24 protein-coding genes and 2 tRNA genes are annotated in these 18,638 nt (G+C 49.9%); 2 read left to right on the plus strand and 24 right to left on the minus strand.

The window, feature by feature from the left end; translation table 11 throughout:
- Positions 1–90 precede the first annotated feature (90 nt).
- Positions 91–489, plus strand: coding sequence for an adenosylmethionine decarboxylase (gene speD / locus MHUN_RS15070; protein ID WP_011449828.1), 399 nt, complete (start codon positions 91–93; stop codon positions 487–489).
- A gap of 5 nt (positions 490–494) precedes the next feature.
- Complete coding sequence (gene speE / locus MHUN_RS15075) at positions 495–1,373, plus strand: polyamine aminopropyltransferase (RefSeq protein ID WP_011449829.1); 879 nt, start codon at positions 495–497, stop codon at positions 1,371–1,373.
- A 12-nt stretch (positions 1,374–1,385) separates the two neighbouring features.
- Here the strand turns inward: speE and MHUN_RS15080 are convergent, their stop codons facing one another.
- From MHUN_RS15080 to MHUN_RS15190, 24 genes are all read right to left on the minus strand, one after another.
- A complete protein-coding gene (locus MHUN_RS15080) occupies positions 1,386–3,071 on the minus strand; it encodes a glutamate--tRNA ligase (RefSeq protein ID WP_011449830.1) in 1,686 nt (561 codons plus the stop codon).
- Positions 3,071–4,033 (minus strand): polyprenyl synthetase family protein, encoded by a 963-nt coding sequence (locus MHUN_RS15085; protein ID WP_011449831.1) that lies wholly within the window; start codon positions 4,031–4,033, stop codon positions 3,071–3,073. The genes MHUN_RS15080 and MHUN_RS15085 overlap by 1 nt, the downstream gene beginning before the upstream one ends.
- Positions 4,034–4,047: 14 nt before the next feature.
- Positions 4,048–5,385, minus strand: coding sequence for an RNase J family beta-CASP ribonuclease (locus MHUN_RS15090; RefSeq protein ID WP_011449832.1), 1,338 nt, complete (start codon positions 5,383–5,385; stop codon positions 4,048–4,050).
- Complete coding sequence (gene fni / locus MHUN_RS15095; RefSeq protein ID WP_011449833.1) at positions 5,375–6,466, minus strand: type 2 isopentenyl-diphosphate Delta-isomerase; 1,092 nt, start codon at positions 6,464–6,466, stop codon at positions 5,375–5,377. The genes MHUN_RS15090 and fni overlap by 11 nt, the downstream gene beginning before the upstream one ends.
- A complete protein-coding gene (locus tag MHUN_RS15100; protein WP_011449834.1) occupies positions 6,463–7,233 on the minus strand; it encodes an isopentenyl phosphate kinase in 771 nt (256 codons plus the stop codon). Before MHUN_RS15100 ends, fni begins: the two co-directional genes overlap by 4 nt.
- Positions 7,226–8,095: a mevalonate kinase gene (mvk, locus tag MHUN_RS15105; protein WP_011449835.1), complete on the minus strand. Its 870-nt coding sequence runs from the start codon at positions 8,093–8,095 to the stop codon at positions 7,226–7,228. The genes MHUN_RS15100 and mvk overlap by 8 nt, the downstream gene beginning before the upstream one ends.
- A complete protein-coding gene (gene amrB, locus MHUN_RS15110) occupies positions 8,095–8,889 on the minus strand; it encodes an AmmeMemoRadiSam system protein B (protein WP_011449836.1) in 795 nt (264 codons plus the stop codon). Before amrB ends, mvk begins: the two co-directional genes overlap by 1 nt.
- A gap of 64 nt (positions 8,890–8,953) precedes the next feature.
- Positions 8,954–9,562, minus strand: a complete 609-nt coding sequence (rpsB, locus tag MHUN_RS15115) for a 30S ribosomal protein S2 (protein ID WP_011449837.1) — start codon at positions 9,560–9,562, stop codon at positions 8,954–8,956.
- On the minus strand, positions 9,549–10,757 hold the full coding sequence (locus tag MHUN_RS15120) for a phosphopyruvate hydratase (RefSeq protein WP_011449838.1): 1,209 nt from the start codon (positions 10,755–10,757) through the stop codon (positions 9,549–9,551). The genes rpsB and MHUN_RS15120 overlap by 14 nt, the downstream gene beginning before the upstream one ends.
- An 8-nt stretch (positions 10,758–10,765) precedes the next feature.
- Complete coding sequence (locus MHUN_RS15125) at positions 10,766–10,933, minus strand: DNA-directed RNA polymerase subunit K (protein ID WP_011449839.1); 168 nt, start codon at positions 10,931–10,933, stop codon at positions 10,766–10,768.
- A gap of 33 nt (positions 10,934–10,966) precedes the next feature.
- A tRNA-Pro gene (locus tag MHUN_RS15130) sits at positions 10,967–11,041 on the minus strand.
- Positions 11,042–11,230, minus strand: a complete 189-nt coding sequence (locus MHUN_RS18465; protein ID WP_011449840.1) for a DNA-directed RNA polymerase subunit N — start codon at positions 11,228–11,230, stop codon at positions 11,042–11,044. It lies immediately after the preceding tRNA gene.
- A gap of 40 nt (positions 11,231–11,270) precedes the next feature.
- Positions 11,271–11,672 (minus strand): 30S ribosomal protein S9, encoded by a 402-nt coding sequence (locus tag MHUN_RS15135; RefSeq protein ID WP_048067601.1) that lies wholly within the window; start codon positions 11,670–11,672, stop codon positions 11,271–11,273.
- Between the two features lie 11 nt (positions 11,673–11,683).
- Positions 11,684–12,106, minus strand: a complete 423-nt coding sequence (locus MHUN_RS15140) for a 50S ribosomal protein L13 (protein WP_011449842.1) — start codon at positions 12,104–12,106, stop codon at positions 11,684–11,686.
- Between the two features lie 9 nt (positions 12,107–12,115).
- A complete protein-coding gene (locus MHUN_RS15145; RefSeq protein ID WP_011449843.1) occupies positions 12,116–12,481 on the minus strand; it encodes a 50S ribosomal protein L18e in 366 nt (121 codons plus the stop codon).
- Positions 12,482–12,487: 6 nt separating this feature from the next.
- Positions 12,488–13,306 (minus strand): DNA-directed RNA polymerase subunit D, encoded by an 819-nt coding sequence (locus MHUN_RS15150; RefSeq protein ID WP_011449844.1) that lies wholly within the window; start codon positions 13,304–13,306, stop codon positions 12,488–12,490.
- Positions 13,306–13,701 (minus strand): 30S ribosomal protein S11, encoded by a 396-nt coding sequence (locus MHUN_RS15155; RefSeq protein WP_011449845.1) that lies wholly within the window; start codon positions 13,699–13,701, stop codon positions 13,306–13,308. The genes MHUN_RS15150 and MHUN_RS15155 overlap by 1 nt, the downstream gene beginning before the upstream one ends.
- Positions 13,702–13,703: 2 nt before the next feature.
- Positions 13,704–14,249 (minus strand): 30S ribosomal protein S4, encoded by a 546-nt coding sequence (locus tag MHUN_RS15160; protein WP_011449846.1) that lies wholly within the window; start codon positions 14,247–14,249, stop codon positions 13,704–13,706.
- Between the two features lie 12 nt (positions 14,250–14,261).
- Complete coding sequence (locus MHUN_RS15165; RefSeq protein ID WP_011449847.1) at positions 14,262–14,717, minus strand: 30S ribosomal protein S13; 456 nt, start codon at positions 14,715–14,717, stop codon at positions 14,262–14,264.
- Positions 14,718–14,753: 36 nt separating this feature from the next.
- Positions 14,754–14,837: transfer RNA gene (locus MHUN_RS15170), tRNA-Ser, on the minus strand.
- Between the two features lie 122 nt (positions 14,838–14,959).
- Positions 14,960–15,928, minus strand: coding sequence for a deoxyhypusine synthase (locus tag MHUN_RS15175; RefSeq protein ID WP_011449848.1), 969 nt, complete (start codon positions 15,926–15,928; stop codon positions 14,960–14,962).
- A 173-nt stretch (positions 15,929–16,101) separates the two neighbouring features.
- Entirely contained in the window at positions 16,102–16,881 is a 780-nt protein-coding gene (locus MHUN_RS15180; protein ID WP_011449849.1) for a CBS domain-containing protein, read from the minus strand.
- Complete coding sequence (locus MHUN_RS15185; RefSeq protein ID WP_011449850.1) at positions 16,878–17,636, minus strand: CBS domain-containing protein; 759 nt, start codon at positions 17,634–17,636, stop codon at positions 16,878–16,880. The genes MHUN_RS15180 and MHUN_RS15185 overlap by 4 nt, the downstream gene beginning before the upstream one ends.
- A gap of 3 nt (positions 17,637–17,639) precedes the next feature.
- The gene (locus MHUN_RS15190) at positions 17,640–18,515 is read right to left on the minus strand and encodes a CBS domain-containing protein (protein ID WP_011449851.1); all 876 of its coding nucleotides are present in this window, start codon (positions 18,513–18,515) and stop codon (positions 17,640–17,642) included.
- Between the last annotated feature and the right edge of the window lie 123 nt (positions 18,516–18,638).

Here is an 18,638-nt window from a genome sequence, read left to right on the forward strand (position 1 = left end):
CAAATAGATTTATCTTTTCAGGTATCGCATTCTTATACCCACGGTCTCTCATGAAGAGACCACCCTACAACCTTACAGGAGGGATGGCGAATGAATGGACTACATCTAATTGCTGATATGTACCGCTGCACCTGCACTGCTGATCTACTGTGTGACCAGAGCAAGTTAGAGAAACTCTGTGTGGATGCATGTATGAACGCTGGTCTTACCCCGCTTGGAACATATTTCCACCAGTTTATGGATGAAAACGGAAATAAAGCAGGAGTCACGGGAAACGTGGTTTTGGCAGAGTCACATCTCGCCATCCACACCTGGCCGGAAAATAACGGGGTGACCCTTGACGTCTATGTCTGTAACTACAGCAGGGATAACAGTGATCGGGCCAGACAGACCTTTCAGGAAGTAACATCTGCCCTTGCCCCCGAAGAGATGGCAAGCCATGAAGTCATCAGAGGAGAGATCAACGCTGCCAGAGCTGCAGCAATCTGAAATCCATGGATACATCTCTTTTTTCAGACCTGCTCTGTGAATCACTGAATGATAACAGCGGGTTTTTCTTTAAAAAGGGAAGACTGCTGGAGCAGGGTGAAACGCCCTTTCAAGTCTATGAGGTCTGGGATACTCCGGAGCTTGGAAAACTCTTCCGGCTGGACGGATATTTCATGACATCAGAGAGGGATGAGTTCTTTTACCATGAGAATATGATTCATCCCGCCCTCGTCTCTCATCCTGAACCAGAGACCGTCCTCATCATCGGTGGCGGGGATGGCGGATCAGCTGACGAGGTATTCAAGCACCCGTCGGTGAAACGGATCGTTCTTGTCGAACTGGACAAAGCGGTTATTGACCTTTCACGCAAGTACTTTGAATCGGTACACCATGGATCTCTTGATGATCCCCGGATGGAGATTCTCATTGAAGACGGGCTGAAATATGTCAGGGAGATCGGACCAGGAAAAGAAGAAAAGTTTGATCTGATCGTTCTGGACCTGACCGATCCCCTGGGTCCGGCTGCCGAGCTCTATTCACCACGATTTATGGCAGAGTGTAAGGCACTTCTGAATGAGGGAGGTATGTTTGTCCTCCACATCGGACCGCCTGTCTATGCACCGCAGCGGGTATCCGGGCTTATGAAAAACCTTACCAGTGTCTTTCACATCGTGGCCCCATACTTTGTGTATATTCCGCTCTATGGAAGCCTCTGGGGTATGGCCTGTGCATCTGATACCAGAGATCCCAGACAGACGAACAAAGCGAGGGTAGATGAGATTATCAGGGAACGTTCACTACCAAATCTTCAGTATTATAACGGGGCTACTCATGAAGCAGGATTTGCCCTGCCTGAGTATCTGAAAAAAATACTTTCCTCGTAAATTTTTAAAAAGTCAGCGGTGGGTAAAGTATGCCACCGCAGGATTGCCGGCTGCATCAATACGTGCAAACCCAACCCGCTCAAACTGGACAATTCTATCCTGTGTTGTGACTGCTTCAGGCTCACATACCCCACTGACATCCCCATCAGGAGTTTTCAGGGTGCAGGGGTTTGCATGGTTTTCCGGAAGCCACTGGATGATCGGGGCTTTTTTACTTCTGGCTTCCTGCAGATCATCACCGGCATACTCCCCCCGGATAATATCACCTTCATAGAGCACTTTGATATTGAAGAGATCCTTGAGCCTGATATATGCTGCACCAGATTCAAGTTCAGCCTTTGGCAGGTAGAGACTTCCGGCAAAGGGAATCTCACGGTATCCCCTCGATTCATCTCCCGGATATCTCATTGCTTTTGCCACAACCGGGTCACTTCCGGATACGGGAACCAGAACCGGATCAGGAACAAAGAAGAACCGGTCAGCCTGACTGTCAATGATCTCTTTATTCTTTGCGTAGAGGTTTTCCCATGAGAACTGGATATCAGTCTCCCCGATACCGATCTCAACAACCGCATTCCGAACAGCCTGTGGCTGAATACCCCGGCGTGCCATGGCACGAAGTGTTCCAAGCCTGACATCGTCCCATCCGGAATACTCACCTGACTGGATTCCGGCCCGCATCTGGGAGGTTGAGAGGACCACGCCTTCTATACCCATCCGGCCGTAATGCCGGTATACCGGAGTCTCCCAGCCCATATACCTGAAGATGAACTCCTGCCGTTTTGTATTGGCAATATGATCCTTCCCCCTGATAACATGAGTCATGCCTAGGAGGTGATCATCTACCGCCACGGAGAGGTTCATGAGCGGGTATACGATAGCATCAACCCGCTGGTGAGGAGTGGACGTGAGAACCCGGAATAGCGGATAATCACGCATGGCCGGGTCAGGATGAGAGAGGTCGGTCTTTAACCTGACCCCAACCTCTCCCTCGGTAAATGCCCCGTCAAGCATCTGGTCAAAGAGGTCCAGTGCTTCTTCAGGGGACTGACTCCGGCATGGACAGGCGGTCTTGTGCATCTTGAGATCCTTAAACTTCTCATTGTCACACCGGCAGACATAGGCATGACCTTTCTGAATAAGCTCCTTTCCGACCTCATAATATTTTGAAAACCGGTCTGACTGGAAGATGGTTTCGGCGATGGAAAGACCCATCCATGCGATATCCTCCCTGACCATATCATAGGCATCGGGATCTACCCGTTTTGGATCGGTGTCCTCTATCCGGAGGATATACTTCCCGCCATACCGCCGGATATACTCATCATTGAGAAATGCTGCCCGTGCATGTCCAAGATGAAGCGGCCCTGAGGGATTGGGAGCAAACCGCATCACAACCCCCCCTTCAGCCTTTGGAAGATCTGGAAGACCGATCTTCTTCTTCTCCTTCTTTTCAAAGAGGGAGGCATACTGGTCAGGAGCAATGGTTTTCAGCTTCTCTTCCCGATCTTCGGCAGATAACGAAGAAACCTCTTCCAGAACTGATCCCAGTAATCCTTTTATCTCACCGGCCTTTGAACGAAGTTCCGGATGAGTTCCAAGAATGGCACCCATCACTGCCCCTGCAGCCGGCACACTCTTATGTTTCACTGCATTGGAGAGAGCAGCGATGAGCAATACAGAACGCACGTCGTCCATCAGTAGTCCCTTTTGATAAAGTACCAGGCAAGATCAGCAAGCAGTTTCTTTTCGGTTGTATCAGGAAGGACAGAAAGACCATTGATTGCAGAACTGATCATATCATTCGCTTCCTGCTCTACGGAGTGGATCACCCCTTTTTCATTCAGCAGGGCAATGAGGGATACGATATCATCTTTGCTCAGCGAGCGACGCCAAGGTTTGAGATCAATCCCCTTCTCGCGTGCAGTAATGGCAATCAGAGTCTGTTTTCCCTCCCTGATGTCTGAGGCCTGATCCTTTCCTGACTTTTCAGAGGAGGCGAGGAGATCGATGAGATCATCCTGAATCTGGAAGGCTGCACCGATTTTGCACCCGTAGGTATAGAGTGCATCAACCTGTGCTTCCGAACCCCCTGCAAGAAGAGAACCAATAGCTGCTGCAGCACCATAGAGCACGCCCGTCTTCTTGGTGATCATGTCCAGGTACTCATCTCGGGTCACATCTTCCCGCTCTTCAAAAGACATATCCTGCTGCTGGCCTTCGCATATCTCCTCACAGGTTCTTGCAAGAAGAGATATCGCCCGGACCTTTGCACCTTCCGGAGCTTCAGCATTACAAATTAGGAAGAATGCTCGGGCATAGAGAACATCTCCAGCAAGTATTGCAGCAGGCTCACCCCAAAGAGTATGTACAGTCTTCTGACCACGCCGGTACACATCCTTGTCCATGATGTCATCATGAATCAGCGTGAAGTTATGAGTCACCTCAAGGGCGAGGCCGGCTTGCATTATCTTCTGTGATGCCCCGGGAGTTACGGCATCTGCTGCCAGTTTGAATAATGCCGGACGGAGACGTTTTCCTCCGGCGAATAACAGGTGATTTGCTGCCCTGGAGAGGGCAGTTTTCGGATCTCCATAACAATCCTGCAGGAGAGAATTGACCTCGTCTGCTGTTTTTTTCAGGTATGTCTCAAGCTCCATACGTAATCTGTTCCTTATGCCAGTTTCTGTCTCTGACCGTTTGCCATCAGGAAGAAATCCTTGTTCAGGGTGTACCCAAGTTCGGTTGCAAGCCCCAGATACTCTGAGGTAAGATCAATCCCACCATGAGCTGATATAATAAATTGCGGGTTTAAGAGATGTACCATCTCATAATGATCCTCGCAGTATGCATGACCGCTCACGTGAAGTTCATCAAATATCCTCGCACCCTGTGATTTTAACATAGTAAACATCCGGTACCGCTGGGCACGATTCATATCATTCGGGATCAGCTGGGCACTGATCATCACCTTATCACCCCGTTCTATCTTATACGGAGTGTCATTCTGGGCTATCCTCGTTAGAATTGAACCAGGTTCTCCCTGGTGACCGGTAACGATCGGTACATACTGTTCCTTACCTGATTTAATCAGCCGTCGTAGTGTTCGCTCAACCACCCGGCGGTTTCCGAATACACTGGTGGTATCAGGGAACCTGACCATCTTCATCTGTTCTGCGGTGACACAGTACCGTTCCATGGAACGTCCAAGGAGCAGGGGCTTACGCCCAATCTCATGTGCACATTCAGCTATGGTCTTTACCCGTGCGATATGTGATGCAAATGTACTGACGATGATCGCGTTCTTGTCATCTTCATAACTGGTGATAACGTCACGGACCATGTTTTTGGCGATCTGCTCACTCGGACACCTGCCTTTCTTGTTCACGTTGGTGGACTCGGTGATCAGACAGAGCACCCCTTCTTTCCCAATCTTTTTGAGTTTGGCAAAGTCCGGTGGTTCCCCGAGTACAGGATTCCGGTCAAGTTTAAAGTCCAGTGCATAGACGATAGCCCCTTTTGGTGTATACAGGGCGACCGTTGCCGTATCGATAATACTGTGCTGTGTGCGGACAAATTCCATTCCCAGAGTATTTGAGATATTGTATCGTTGTCCACATTTCAGTGCAATCAGTTTGTTATTGACTCCGAATTTCTTTTCACCCTCTATCTGCTGCTTTACCAATTCAATGGTATATGGAGTCCCGATAATAGGAGCATTGTACCGGTGAACCAGTTTTGGTACTGCCCCAATATGGTCAAGATGACCATGGGAGAGGATAACGGCCTTGACCGTCCCTTCAAGCTGGTTCATGACGGTATCATCAGGTATTACACCCATCTGGATAAGGTCCAGTGAATGGGTATTTTCCATCTCTATATCGGGATACATCATCAGGGAATCAAGCCTGATCCCCATATCAAATATTACTATCTCCTTTCCGCAGCGGACGGCGGTCATATTTCGCCCAAACTCATTATACCCGCCCACTGCAAGGATCTCAATGTCCAATTCTGTCTCCTCCTGGAAGATTTTCTATCATTTCCCGTGTCTTACCGGTGAGATACCACCGGGCCTGTGGTAACTCGGATATTCGGGTTTTTCCGGTAAGGAACATACTTATCCGGAGTTCCTGGTGAATGGTCCGGATAGTTTCCCGTAATACATCAGGGCCTTCGCAGGCGGGTTTTAAGAGTGGAAGTGCCATTCCGGCAAGATGGGCACCCATTACCAGTGCCTTCGTGATATCTATTCCGGATCGAATCCCCCCGCTTGCTATAACCGGTCCCCCGCACCGGGTTGTTTCATACAGGCTCACTACAGTCGGAAGACCCCACTCTCCAAACCGCTCGCCTAATCCCTTCAGGTGCAGATCTTCTTTACCGGCAACACTCCCCGACCGGTGGCTTTCAATGAGAGCCCATGATGAGCCTCCATATCCACCAATATCCACACATGCTGCTCCTGCACCAAAGCACCGGATCCCGGTTTCATATGAAATGCCCGAACCGGTCTCCTTTACTATTACCGGAACCTTCAGGTCCCTGCAGAGTTCACGAAGAGCGGCATAACATCCGCCTGCATCATGATCTCCCTCCGGCTGAATTGCTTCCTGAAGGAAGTTGAGATGAATTGCCAGGGCATCTGCATCTATCATCTCAACCGCACGTTCTGCCCACTCAATGCCATGATCCCTGAGCTGCACAATGCCCAGGTTCCCGACAATAAACGTATCGGGTGCTTTTTCCCTGACGATAGAGAACGTATCGGCCAGCTCGGGATTTTCTATTGCAGCCCGCTGGGATCCGACACCAATACCAAGGTCAAATTCACCGGCTATCTCTCCAAGAACCGCATTGACATCTTTTGTCTCCGGATGTCCGCCGGTCATGGCAGATATAAACAGGGGAGAACCCAGATTATGCCCTAAAAACCGGGTCTCAAGTGACAGACGGTCCATATCACAGTCGGGGAGTGCTTCATGGACTAGCCTGATATCATCAAAGCCGGTGCTGCCGGATTCAATATGTTCATCAAGACAGATACGAAGGTGATCAAGTTTTCGGGAGGAGGTAAATTCCCTGCGGTTCATGCTCCCTCCGGCAGGATCCTGGTGCCCCCATGATCTGCCCCGCTTAAAAAATCCTGAAGTCGTGAGATATGGAATATGTCAGATTCAATACCAATATCTGCAAGACGAAGGAGTTCTGAAATTTTTCCCTGCATTCCTCCGGTAACGTCAACCGAACCGGAGCCTTCAATCCTTATGGTATGCGCCATTGTCCGGCGCAGTTCCCTCACAACTGATCCATCAGCATCCAGAAGACCGGGAACATCGGTTGCAAGCCCGATGCGTTTCATACCCAGCTTCTGTGCCAATACCCTGACCAGTTGATCACCGGAAACAATACATGCCCCTTTCTCGGTATCCATGACCACATCTCCATGCAAAACCGGTACGATACCAAGATCGATCATGAGATGAAGATGTGTCAGGCAGTAACCGGAGAGTTCTCCTCCGGATGCGACCATGCCTTCAAGCGGATGGACACTAACGGCTTCTATTCCTTCAGCACGCAAGGTTCGGACAACCAGTTCATTCAGGGCAGATACCGCTTGATGTGTCGCATAAATTCCTTCCCGATTCTCTCGAGAGACACCACTCTGGATATGATACTGCCTGGCCTGTGGATGCCCGCATGATCCGGCACCATGAATGAGAAGAAGAGGAATATCTGCATACTCTTTCAGAGCCCGTGCTACCTCTTGCAGGACACTCTCACGAATAACTCCTGCATCACCCCGTTCCTTATCGGTGATAACACTTCCGCCAAGTTTTAAAATGATTCGATCAGGCATCCCGCTCCTTTCTCAGTCCTTCAGTATCAATGCAGGTGATAATTGCCCTGCCATCAAACACCTCAATGGCTCCTGCTATTCTGGCCCTGATATTTTTGGGTGCCAGAGCGACCATACATCCCCCACCCCCGGCACCCGTTATCTTTGCACCAAACGCACCAGTTGAACGTGCCGCAAGAACCAGTCGGGAGAGTTGAGGATGGCCCACACCCAGCATCTCAAGCAGGCAGTGATTCATATCCATGAGTTTTCCAAGGTATGCCGGTTCGTCAAGATGCTTCATGGCATCCATGACGATCGCTTCGATCGAGTCCAGAACCGGGTTGATGATCGCCGGGTGTTTCGATTTCATTTCTGCAACCTTTTCAACCATTCTGCTGGTAGAATGCGAGATCTGGCTGTTTCCTATTACCAGGTGATAGTTCTGGGGAGCCAGGCGCTTTCTCGTTCCTTCTTTGATGAGAAACATGCCGCCGTACGTTGAGACGGTCGTATCAGTTGCACTTGCCCGGCCTTTCTGGACTTTTTTCTCTATCTTCCAGGCAAGTTCGGCTATCTGTTCCTTACTTCGCCCCATATCAAATTCATCATTAATTGCTGCGAGTGTTGCCACCGTCACTGCAGCTGATGAACCAAGGCCTGAAGAACTCGGAAGTTGTGAATTGATATACACACTACCCTTCACACCAAACTCTCGAAAGCACTGATCAATATAGGGTGATTTCGCGTGATGTGGATGACTTGTTTTTCTGACGGTAACATATACCCGTGGTCTTATTGCAAGTGCTATCCCTGGCTTCTCATAGAGAACAGCATGTTCCCCAAATAAGAATACTTTTCCGGGTGCACTCCACGTTGCCACTATCGCACCGCCAATGCCGCATAGCCTACGACCTGGTCATAATCACCACTTGTCTCTCCTGAAGTGGTATATTCGAGCAGATCGCACCGGGTCTTCCCCCGGGTCCTGAGTACTTCCATCATGCATCCTATAGGACCATATCCACAGGCCGTGATGTTATGTGACTGTATTCTGGAAAAAAATTCAGGGACATTCATCTGTAAAAGTGCCTCTATCGCATAGTGATCATCGCGGTATGCCTTTTCGGCAGAGACATAATGAGAGAAGTCACTTGATGCCACAATTTTTACCGGTTTTTGATATTTTTCCAGAGCGGTAATGATTATTGACGATATCCGATGAACTTCCTGTAAGGTCTGATGACCCATCATGAGCGGAACAATTCTGGACCTTGGAAACCTGTACTGGATAAACGGCATCTGCACTTCCAGGGAGTTCTCAGAGCCATAACTCATCGCCCGTTCATCAACCGGGAGATGAATACAGGATCCAAGCTCGATATCCGGCTCAAGCATCCCAAGCGGGGTTTCCCAGGGAACCTGTGAGATACAGGTGGGAAAACCCCGGTGACTGGGACCTATGACCAGAAATGTTCCGTCAAACTTCTCATCAAATGCAGCAAATGCCTTCGCTGCAGTTTTTCCGGAGTATACATACCCTGCATGAGGGGATACCACCCCTGCTGCATCGCCGGAAGATGTCACATTTCGAAAGAGTTCAGACAGGAGTTGTCTGAGACGTCCGGGTTCACCAGGATAGAACATCCCGGCGACTGTACTAGCCCTGCTCTTCATGGACGAGGGATTGATCCCGGTTACGTTTCAGGATATCGGTTCCTGATGATCCCTGACGGAGGTATCACATCTCGGTTTCGAAGTCTTCAGGGGTCAGGGAGGTGTTGTATCCCTTATGACGGAGGAACTCCTTGGTCAGGAGGAAGTAAATCATGGAGAGTGCTTTGCGCCCCTTGTTATTGGTCGGGACGACGACATCCACAAGACTTGTCATATTGTTGGTATCACAAAGGGCCACTACAGGAATGCTGACCTGAATGGCTTCCCTGATAACCTGCAGGTCACTGACCGGGTCAGTTACGACGACAACATCAGGTTCTGCATAGCGTGGAAGCAGCGGGTTTGTCAGAGTTCCAGGAATATATCTGCCGATGATCGGGGTTGCACCTATGGAATCTGCAAACCGGCGTGCCGGGTACTGGCCGTACTGACGTGAGGTGACAACCAGAATTTTTGCCGGATCATACTGGGAAAGGAACTTCGCGGCAAGTTTAATCCGCTCGTCGGTCTCCCGGATATCCAGAATGTATAATCCATCTCCGCGGACGCGGTAGATGAAGTTCTTCATGTCGCTGCTCTTCTGCTGGGTTCCGATGTGGACACCTGCTGCAAGATACTCTTCAACTGAAACAAGAGGTTCGTTCAGTTCAATCTCCATTTCATTTCCGTTCATAGATACTCTCCTCAATCCGTATGAGTTCGTTTAATTTGGCTGTCCGCTCCCCGCCGACAACCCCCGTTTTTATGAATATACACTGAAATGCGCATCCAAGATGAGCAATGGTTGTGTCTTCAGTCTCACCAGACCGGTGACTTATAACTGTTTCCATTCCATGACGCTTTGCAAGGTGAATAGCTTCATGGGTATCAGTAAGAGTCCCTATCTGATTTGGCTTGATAAGCACACAATTGGCACTCCCATGAGAGATACCTTCCTGGATACGTTTTGTGTTTGTTACAAAGAGGTCATCCCCGCAGATAAGACACCGGTTTCCTGCCTCCCTGTTCAGGGCAGCAAATCCTTCGTAATCTTCCTCATACAGGGGATCCTCCACATAGATCAGATCAAATTCATCGATCAGGTCTGCAATATATGTAACCTGATCTTCAGGTGATCTGACGGTCCCGTCCCGGTACCGGTACATTCCGGATTCAGGATCATAGAGCTGACTGGCTGCTGCATCAATCCCCGGACTTATCTCAAATCCTGTTTCATCAGAAACCAGGGATATTGCCTCTGCCAGAATCCTGAACGCTTCAGGATCAGAGATCGGGGGAGCCCATGCCCCTTCATCCCCTTTTCCTGCGCGTATTCCACGTTTTTTCAGCAGGTCATATACGGTTTTATGAACCTGCGCATTTGCGAAGATACCATCACGAACACGCTCACAGCCGGTTGGGACGACAAGAAATTCCTGGAACTGTGTGGCATGGGATGCATGAGCACCGCCTCCGATGATATTGCCAAGCGGCCGCGGGGCAGAGTCCACAAATATTCCGCCAATATGCTGCCAGAGCGGAATATTCGTTGCATCTGCTGCTGCTTTTGCCATGGCAAGAGAGAGGGCAACTGCGACATTTGCTCCGATTCCGGAGAAATTATCAGTCCCGTCGATCTCATGGAGCAGGGAATCGACACCGATCTGATCTGACGAATCAATGCCGATAAGATGGGGAATTACCTGCCCTTGTGCATCAGCTATAGCAAGAAGCGGATCCCGTACTGCAGCTTCGTGTATGCCGGTACTTGCACCGCCCGGCGCTGCCGCTCTCCCAAATCCGTGTTCAGTTCTGACCTCAGCTTCAACCGTCTTTCTTCCTCTGGAATCGAGGATGGTTCGCAGAGTTATTGCGCGCGTGATGGTCATCCGATTACCTATCTCCGTTTCACTGTTATCGGAATAACCTCACGGTCGAATTCCTCCATCGCTATCTCAAGTGGATCAATACTTGAGGTGGCAATGAGGATCGGGGCACCCATAGATATCTGAAGTGCCCGGGCGCCGACAATCCGCGCCTTCTCATAGCGAGTATAAGTTTGCATGCGTAACTCCTCAAAAATCCGTTGGCACAAGAATGGGGTCGCTGAGATTCGAACTCAGGTCAGAGCGTCCCGAACGCCCTAGGATGGTCCAGGCTACCCTACGACCCCTCATTGGTATGGGTTAAGTTCGTCAATAATCTCCTTGTGCGTGAGTAACATACGCCGGCAACAATACCGATCCATTCCGAGATCGTCGAGGATCCTTTTTGGATCCTCGCTCGCATCCCGACGGCGTTTAAATTCCTCGTATGCAGTGGAGATTACCTTTCCGCAGGTGAAACAGCGAACCGGTATCATCTGGTTGCTCCACTAATGTTATAGCTCATACTAATAAAGCTCACCGGTATGACTTCTGGAATTTCTTCCGTGCCCCACGACCATGTGGCTTCTTTGCTTCTTTCTGACGTGAGTCATTCACGAGCAGACTGCGATCATACACGTGATATACGTCTTTCATACGGGGATCATTATGCCACTTGACAATTCCCCTGGCCAGGGCTGTACGTGCAGCTTCTGCCTGCCCCATGATACCTCCGCCGGCCACCTTGATGGAGACATCCACTCCCTCCAGCACACCTGGAAGCAGCTGGAGTGGTTCGGATATCTTCATTCTGGCAAGCTCGGTGGAGAACACATCAAGCAGCAGGGAGTTGATACGAACTACCCCTTTACCAGGCCGGAATGTTGCCCGTGCAACCGCGGTTTTTCTCTTTCCACTGGTATTGATTATTCTCATCAGAGGTCACCTGATCAGTATTTTGCTCCAAGGAACGTGCTGACTGCACCAAGTGTCACATGTGACGGGTTACCCAGCCGCTTCTTGCTTGCATCCTCAATCGTTTCAAATGGCTGTCCGGATAACTCATCCGGGACACCAACATAGATTCTGATCCGCTTCATGGCCTCAATTCCCCGCTCACGCTTATAGGGAATCATACCACGAATGGTACGTTTCAGAATATGGTCCGGTCTTCGTGGGAAAAACGGACCACCTTCGCGAGAACCGCGCTGGCGTTTCTGCTTGTAGTTGCCAAGAACCCGTGCACGGTTTCCTGATATCACTGCCTTTTCAGCATTAACCACTGCTATCTCTTCACCTGCAAGGGCACGCTTTGCAACATTGCTGGCAAGTCTTCCGAGAAGCAGGCCATCACCGTCAATTACTACTACCATGATATCTACCTACCTCAGTATCCTTGTCCTGCTTCCCTTCGGGTTCTGGGAGAGCAGCTGTTCAATGCTGATGCACTGCCCCTTTGCCTCAGTGATCTTGCTTACTGCAGCATCTGAAAAGCTCAGTGCAGCAACTGTCACGCCTGCCTCTACAACTCCGCTCCCAAGCACCTTACCCGGAACAATCAGGGTCTCCCCTTCCTGTGCATACCGGTTAATCTTGCTGACGTTTACTTCCGCGTAGTTCTTCCGCGACTTCTCAAGCCTGGATGCGATATCGCTCCAGATCTCAACTTCGTTCTCACGCGACGTCTGCTTCAGGAGTCTGATGAGTTCGGCAAGGCGCGGATTGGACTTATCATTCCTTCTGGTCATGCTCCGTTACCCTCTAATTTCACTCAAAGCCTCGTGTAATTCATCTGACTGTTTTTTCAGAAACAGCAGTCCATGCTTGATAATTCTGACCGTTGGTAATGATCCGGCACTCTCTACGGTGAAGAGGAATCTCCGGTCATCCATTCCGATATGAATAGCCGGTTCATCCCCGATACCGCTGTTCAGACATGCCTGCTCACACAGCCGGCACAAAGAACATGATTCAAGACCGCCATCCTTTACCCCGACAGCAGAACCCTTCACTTCCAGAATCTCCTTTGGGCAGACTTCGACACACAGACCACATCCATCACACCGCTCGTCGTGGGTGATGATGGGATAGTTCTTGTAACCGCATACCGTCGTCGGGGACCATTTTGCATGTTCCATTCCCCGCTCCATGTATGCCTGTGCCTCGATCACAACCTTCTGGTTCTTCTCAAGTTTTACGATGGGAATATTGTCTTCTGCCGGTCTTACCACTGCATCCTGAGAGATAAGATCACCTGACATCACAACACCCGGACCTTCAACACTCATGGTGAGCGTGACCGTGCATCGTGGACAGCCGGCTCCATTACAGGAACACTGGCTGCGGGGGACAAAACTGTCAGGATCAGTGACCAGCGGGATAAGACCCAGCCGGTGAGTCAGAATTTCGTCGAAGAGAGCACTGGTATTGTCGTAAATCTTGACATCCTCAATTGCAAAGGTCATAACTTCGCTGACCATTGCACGGCGGAGTGCATTTGCAAACGCGATTGGGGCATCACTGAGAACAAACGACGCAGCGTTCTCTTCAAGACTGCTGAATTCGATCTTCATCAGACTCTACGACCCCTTCTCCCGCCTTTTGGCCTGATTGAGTCGTGTGGTACCGGAGTTACATCTTCGATAAGTCCGATACGCATCCCTGCACGGGCAAGTGCACGAATTGCTGCCTGGGCACCTGGTCCGGGAGAACGCTGTTTTCCACGACCCGGGGCACGGACCTTCACATGAAGACCTACAATTCCTTTTTCTCGTGCTGCCTGGGCAACATTACCGGCCATCTGCATTGCTGCATATGGAGAACTCTCGTTCCGGTCCTGCTTGACGACCATACCACCTGAACTCTTGGTAATGGTCTCAGCACCGGTCAGATCTGTTACCGTGATGATGGTATTATTAAATGATGCGTAGATATGAGCGACGCCCCATTTTTCCTTCCCTTCACTCATGATTATCTCCCAACCTTTGCAATCCGCTGGCGTTCTGAGTGAATATCACTGACCAGTGGTGAAGACCCGGCGTATGAGATCTCTTCCTGTTCCTTTGCACTTACCGTGTATCCTGGAATGGTAACACGGCGTCCACCTATTGCAATATGTCCATGAGTAATGAACTGGCGTGCCTGCTTTGGTGAACGTGCAAATCCACGTCGGTAGACCTGAGTCTGAAGTCTCCGGTCAAGCTGCTGCTCCACCTTGAGTGCAAGCACATCATCAATATCTGCATTCTCTGAAAGCATTCCGGAACGCTGCAGAGATCCGATCAGTTCATCCTTCTTCCGTTCAACACGTGCCTGTTCTGAACCGGTAGACTGCAGAGCAATGATTTCACGAGCTGCTTTGCGGTACTTCCGGAGTGCACCCTTGGCAATCCAGACTTCCCGCTTGTTTCTGAGACCATACTCAATAACAAGGCGGGTCTCTTCCTCAATACGGGAGAGTTCGAACGGACGCTTGGGTGTCTGGTACTGTTTGTGATTTTTACCTGGATAGCCCATGTTTCATCCCGCCTAGGCTTTCTTTCTCTTCACACCGACGATAAGGCCGGTTCTTCCGGTAGACTTGGTACGCTGACCACGGACTTTCTGGCCGGTCTCATGTCTGATGCCGCGGTATGCACGGATCTTCTTGAGCAGGTTGATGTCATCATCAACAGTCATCGTGACATCTGCTCCGAGCAGATGACGCTTGACACCGGTATAGACGTCCTTGGGGCGGTTACTCATCCAGACTGGAATCCGGTCGGCATAATTACTGACAACTTCACGGATCCGGTCAACAGATGCTTCATCAAGTTTACCCATCAATACGTTCTTTTCAACACCTGCAGTTTCAGCAATGAACTTGGCAGTATGTCGTCCGACCCCTTTGATACCGGTCAGGGAAATAAGAACGGGCTTCGTCCCGTCAAGGTCGGTATTATGAACCCTGACAAAGTAGTTTATCTCCTGGTCATCCTGAGCCATGCAATGCCTCACTTCAGGGAATTGCCTGCGTGTCAGCGTTGAGGGAGGGATTTGAACCCCCGAGTCCCAAGGGACACAGGGTTAGCAACCCTGCGCCATACCTGGCTTGGCTACCTCAACATGCAAAATCGCATCATATCGACACTCGCAACAGAATCTCTGCTGCTACAGGAATTGTGCTTACTAATGTGGATGGGAATGAGATATAAGGGTTATGATTCCTGACTCTCATTCCCATCGAATCATGGATGCCCTGATCGGCGGATCCCGGCGGCAAGAAGGGCTGATGTGACAAGCGGAAGGGCGATGGTTGCATCACAAAAGCACTGAACTTTCCTGCAGGTACATGACTCCTTTCCCCATGATACAGCCTCTTCAAAGGTACAGCCGGAAAGTCCTCCATAATGTGGCGTATCTGTTGTATACTGGATCGCATAATCATGTCCCCCGCACTCGTGATCATGAATGGACGCAATAACCTGCGTCTGCTGGATGAAGTTTTTCGGAACCCCCCCGCCGACATAAATGACACCAGTCTTCTGTGCCTTTTCAACATATCCGGTCAGCTGATCTGTATCAGCCAGCTGGTCAATCATGACCAGATGGCCTCCTCTTCGTGCCATGACAAGAGCAATACCAATAGACGAGTCACACAAGGCAGGGATGAATATGGGGATATTCAGACGGGCTGCCGTGGCAGTAATTGATCTTCCGGATGGATACTCGTGTGAAAGCCATACCCCGAGCTTCCTGATAAAATCTGCAGATGAGCCAGAAAACCCCACAAGTCCCTCTGCAAATTCTGCAATTTTTGCATCAACACCCCTGAACTGATCCTCATATGCAAAAACATCATAAATCCGGTCAATGCCCTGTCTGAAAAGGTCCTGGTCATCCACCATATGATGCCCGAGATAATGCCTGATCCCTGCATGCTCACAGATATCGTGAAAAATATTTGCTCCGGTAGAGACCAGCACATCAATAAACCGGTTTTCAAGCAGGGTTATCAGACATTCCTGCATACCCGCAGGGACCATGGCACCTGACAGGCCGGCAAATATGGTAACATCCGGATCCTCTATCATCTGACTCCATACCGCAACCGATTCACCAAGTTTCCGCCCCTGAAACCCAGTCATACTCATCTGTTTCAGGAGAGAATCAACCCGGGTTTCCGGCTTTACCGGCTGCATGGGGTGAAGATTCATACCAGCGGATTCGCTCTGCAGGTATTTGGAAATATCGAAAAAGATTAAATAAAATAATGCAAACTTTCAGAGATCATTCAGAACGTTTACTTATTACTATGAAGTGCGTTTTATGTGCACGCCTTGGAATATCTTCTTTTCATTTCGACTATTCCAAGACGTTACACAAAGCACTATAACGCCCGGATAAGGGATTCCCGGGTAACGATTCCGATAACTTTCCCATTATCTGTGACAGGGATGCTGCTTATGTTCTTTGAAAGCATCTTTGACACAACTTCCGGGATCGTTGCACTCTTTTCAACACTCATAACCGGAGAACTCATAATATCCCTGACCAGAATATTACGTATCTGATGTTCCTGGTGCCGGTCATCAACTGCTTCACGGAATTTGGTAAGAGCAACAGCAACATCGGTCTCAGAGACCAGTCCTGCGATCTTGTTGTCAGCCATGACAATGTATCTGGCAATCTTCTCATCAACCATCTTCCGGCGGAGATGAACCATCCGTTCTCCGGCCTCAATTACATGGTGAGGCTCAGTGACCGAGGAGAGGTCTCCTTCTGGGACCATCTTAGCGAGTAAGTCTCCATATGCCACCTGTCCGACAATCTTGTTGTCTTCATTGTACACAACAGCCAGTTTTGCCTGGTTCTGAAGAAGCGGAATCAGGACGTCGATCTCCTGGTCCTCATATACAATGGTAAATTCGGTGTCAATGGTATTGGAGACGTGGATCGCGGTTGGTGCAACTTCAGAGCTGTGTCTGGCACCAAGTTTTTCAACTATCTTCTGACGGGATACTGTCCCGACCACTTCATCGTGGTGAAGTACCACGAGGGGATCAAGTCCGGTATCAAGCATTTTATCCAGGGCATCGGTGACCGGAGCAGACTTTGCTACCGTAACCGGTTTTGCCATCACGTCTCGTACAAGTATGGTATTGGTCATTGAACCACTTCCCGTATTATGTCATCTCTGGTAATTATTCCTTTTATGCCGTTCCCGCCAGAGATTATCACACTCTGACAGGCAGTCTCTAACATGACCGCCACGGCTTCTCTGGTTCTCGCTGTCTCAGGAAGAGACGGGATTATCGGCCTCATCATCCCTGCTGCGGTACCAGACCCCGCATTTTCAGGGTTATCTACATAAAAGGCAAGATCACTTTCGGTAATAATCCCGACCGCTCCTCCATCATCAACAACGATTACTGCCCCTGCTCCTTTTTTCATGAGATCAACCACATGCACCGGGGAGTGTTCCGGGGTGACCATTGCAGGTTCATGCATTATCTCATGGACCGGAATATCCAGTTGTGCGACCAGATGTGAGCGCAAAATGTCAGTCCTGGTCAGAATGCCCAGAACCATCCCCTGATCAATAACCGGTGCTCCCGAGATCTCATGACTGACCAGGAGGAGGAGCGCATCACGGATGCTGCTATCTGGGGATAAACTCACCAGATCAGTACTCATCACCTGACTCAGGGGGGCACTGTCCATCTTCCGATACCGCCAGTCTGGATCATTCTTCCGCAGACGAAACCCGATATCCTTCTTTGTGATGATTCCTCGTGCGCGACCTTCATCAACAACAAGAACCCTGGATATCTTATGCCTGAGCATCAGATTTCGTGCATGTGAGACGGTATCACCCGGCTTTGCGGCATGGACCGGTGTAGACATCAGATCTGAAACCAGCATCACTTATCTCCTGTCACCATTCACCGGTGAGAACGCCCTGACCAGATCAAACTCTGTGACCAGACCCACCAGTCTGCTTTGATCTATCACTGGCAGAGCACCGACCTTCTTTGCCATCATGGCTCGTGCTGCATCGGTCACGGTTGCATCAGGATCGGTTGTGAACAGGTTCCCGCTTAACAGATCACGGACCGGGATGTTCATGACCTCTGCGACATCCCCGGTGACCAGTTTTTCAAAAACTCGTCCGGTCCCGATGTACCGCACGATGTCGGTTGCAGTGATTATCCCGAATAACACATCATTTTTCACAATGGGCAGACGTCTGAACTGGTGTTCTGTCATTACCTTGGTAACAGTCGAGAGCGGACAGTCCGGCTGTTGAACCAGGAGAGAGCGGGTCATAACGCTCTCAACCGGAGTAGCGGCATGTGACCGGCACAGGATCTTCAGTACGTCCCGCTCGGTGACGATGCCATTGAGCACCCCATATTCATCAACAATCGGAATGCCTCCAATACGATCACGAAGAATGATATCAAGTGCTTCATTCAGCGTTGCATCAGGATGGAGGGTTCTGACATCAGTCTTCATGATCTTGCTGACACTTTCATTGATTGCTGCGAGGAAATTCCCATCATGCTTGACATTGATGAGATTGAAGAGCTCACCACCGCCAAGAAAATCAATGACATCCCGTGCAGTAATAATTCCTTTCAGCCGATGAGTCCCCGGGTCTACTATAGGCAGTCTGCGAAATCCCCATTGGGTAAGGGTTTCAATTGCTCCAAAGATCCGCATGGTAGGCGGGGCTGAGATCACTTTCGAGGTAGCTATCGAAAGAACGGTCCTGTTGTCATGGTCATGATGTGAATTCATGAGATACCAGCCTTACGGTTACACAGTAAATACGTCCGGACATTCTGCCGGGAATGAACGATCAGAAAGCCGGCAGATGTCAGGATTCAGGTCAAAAATTTATACCTCCGGGTTTATAGGTGC

It is taken from the genome of Methanospirillum hungatei JF-1, from assembly GCF_000013445.1.
Classification (GTDB): Archaea; Halobacteriota; Methanomicrobia; order Methanomicrobiales; family Methanospirillaceae; genus Methanospirillum; species Methanospirillum hungatei.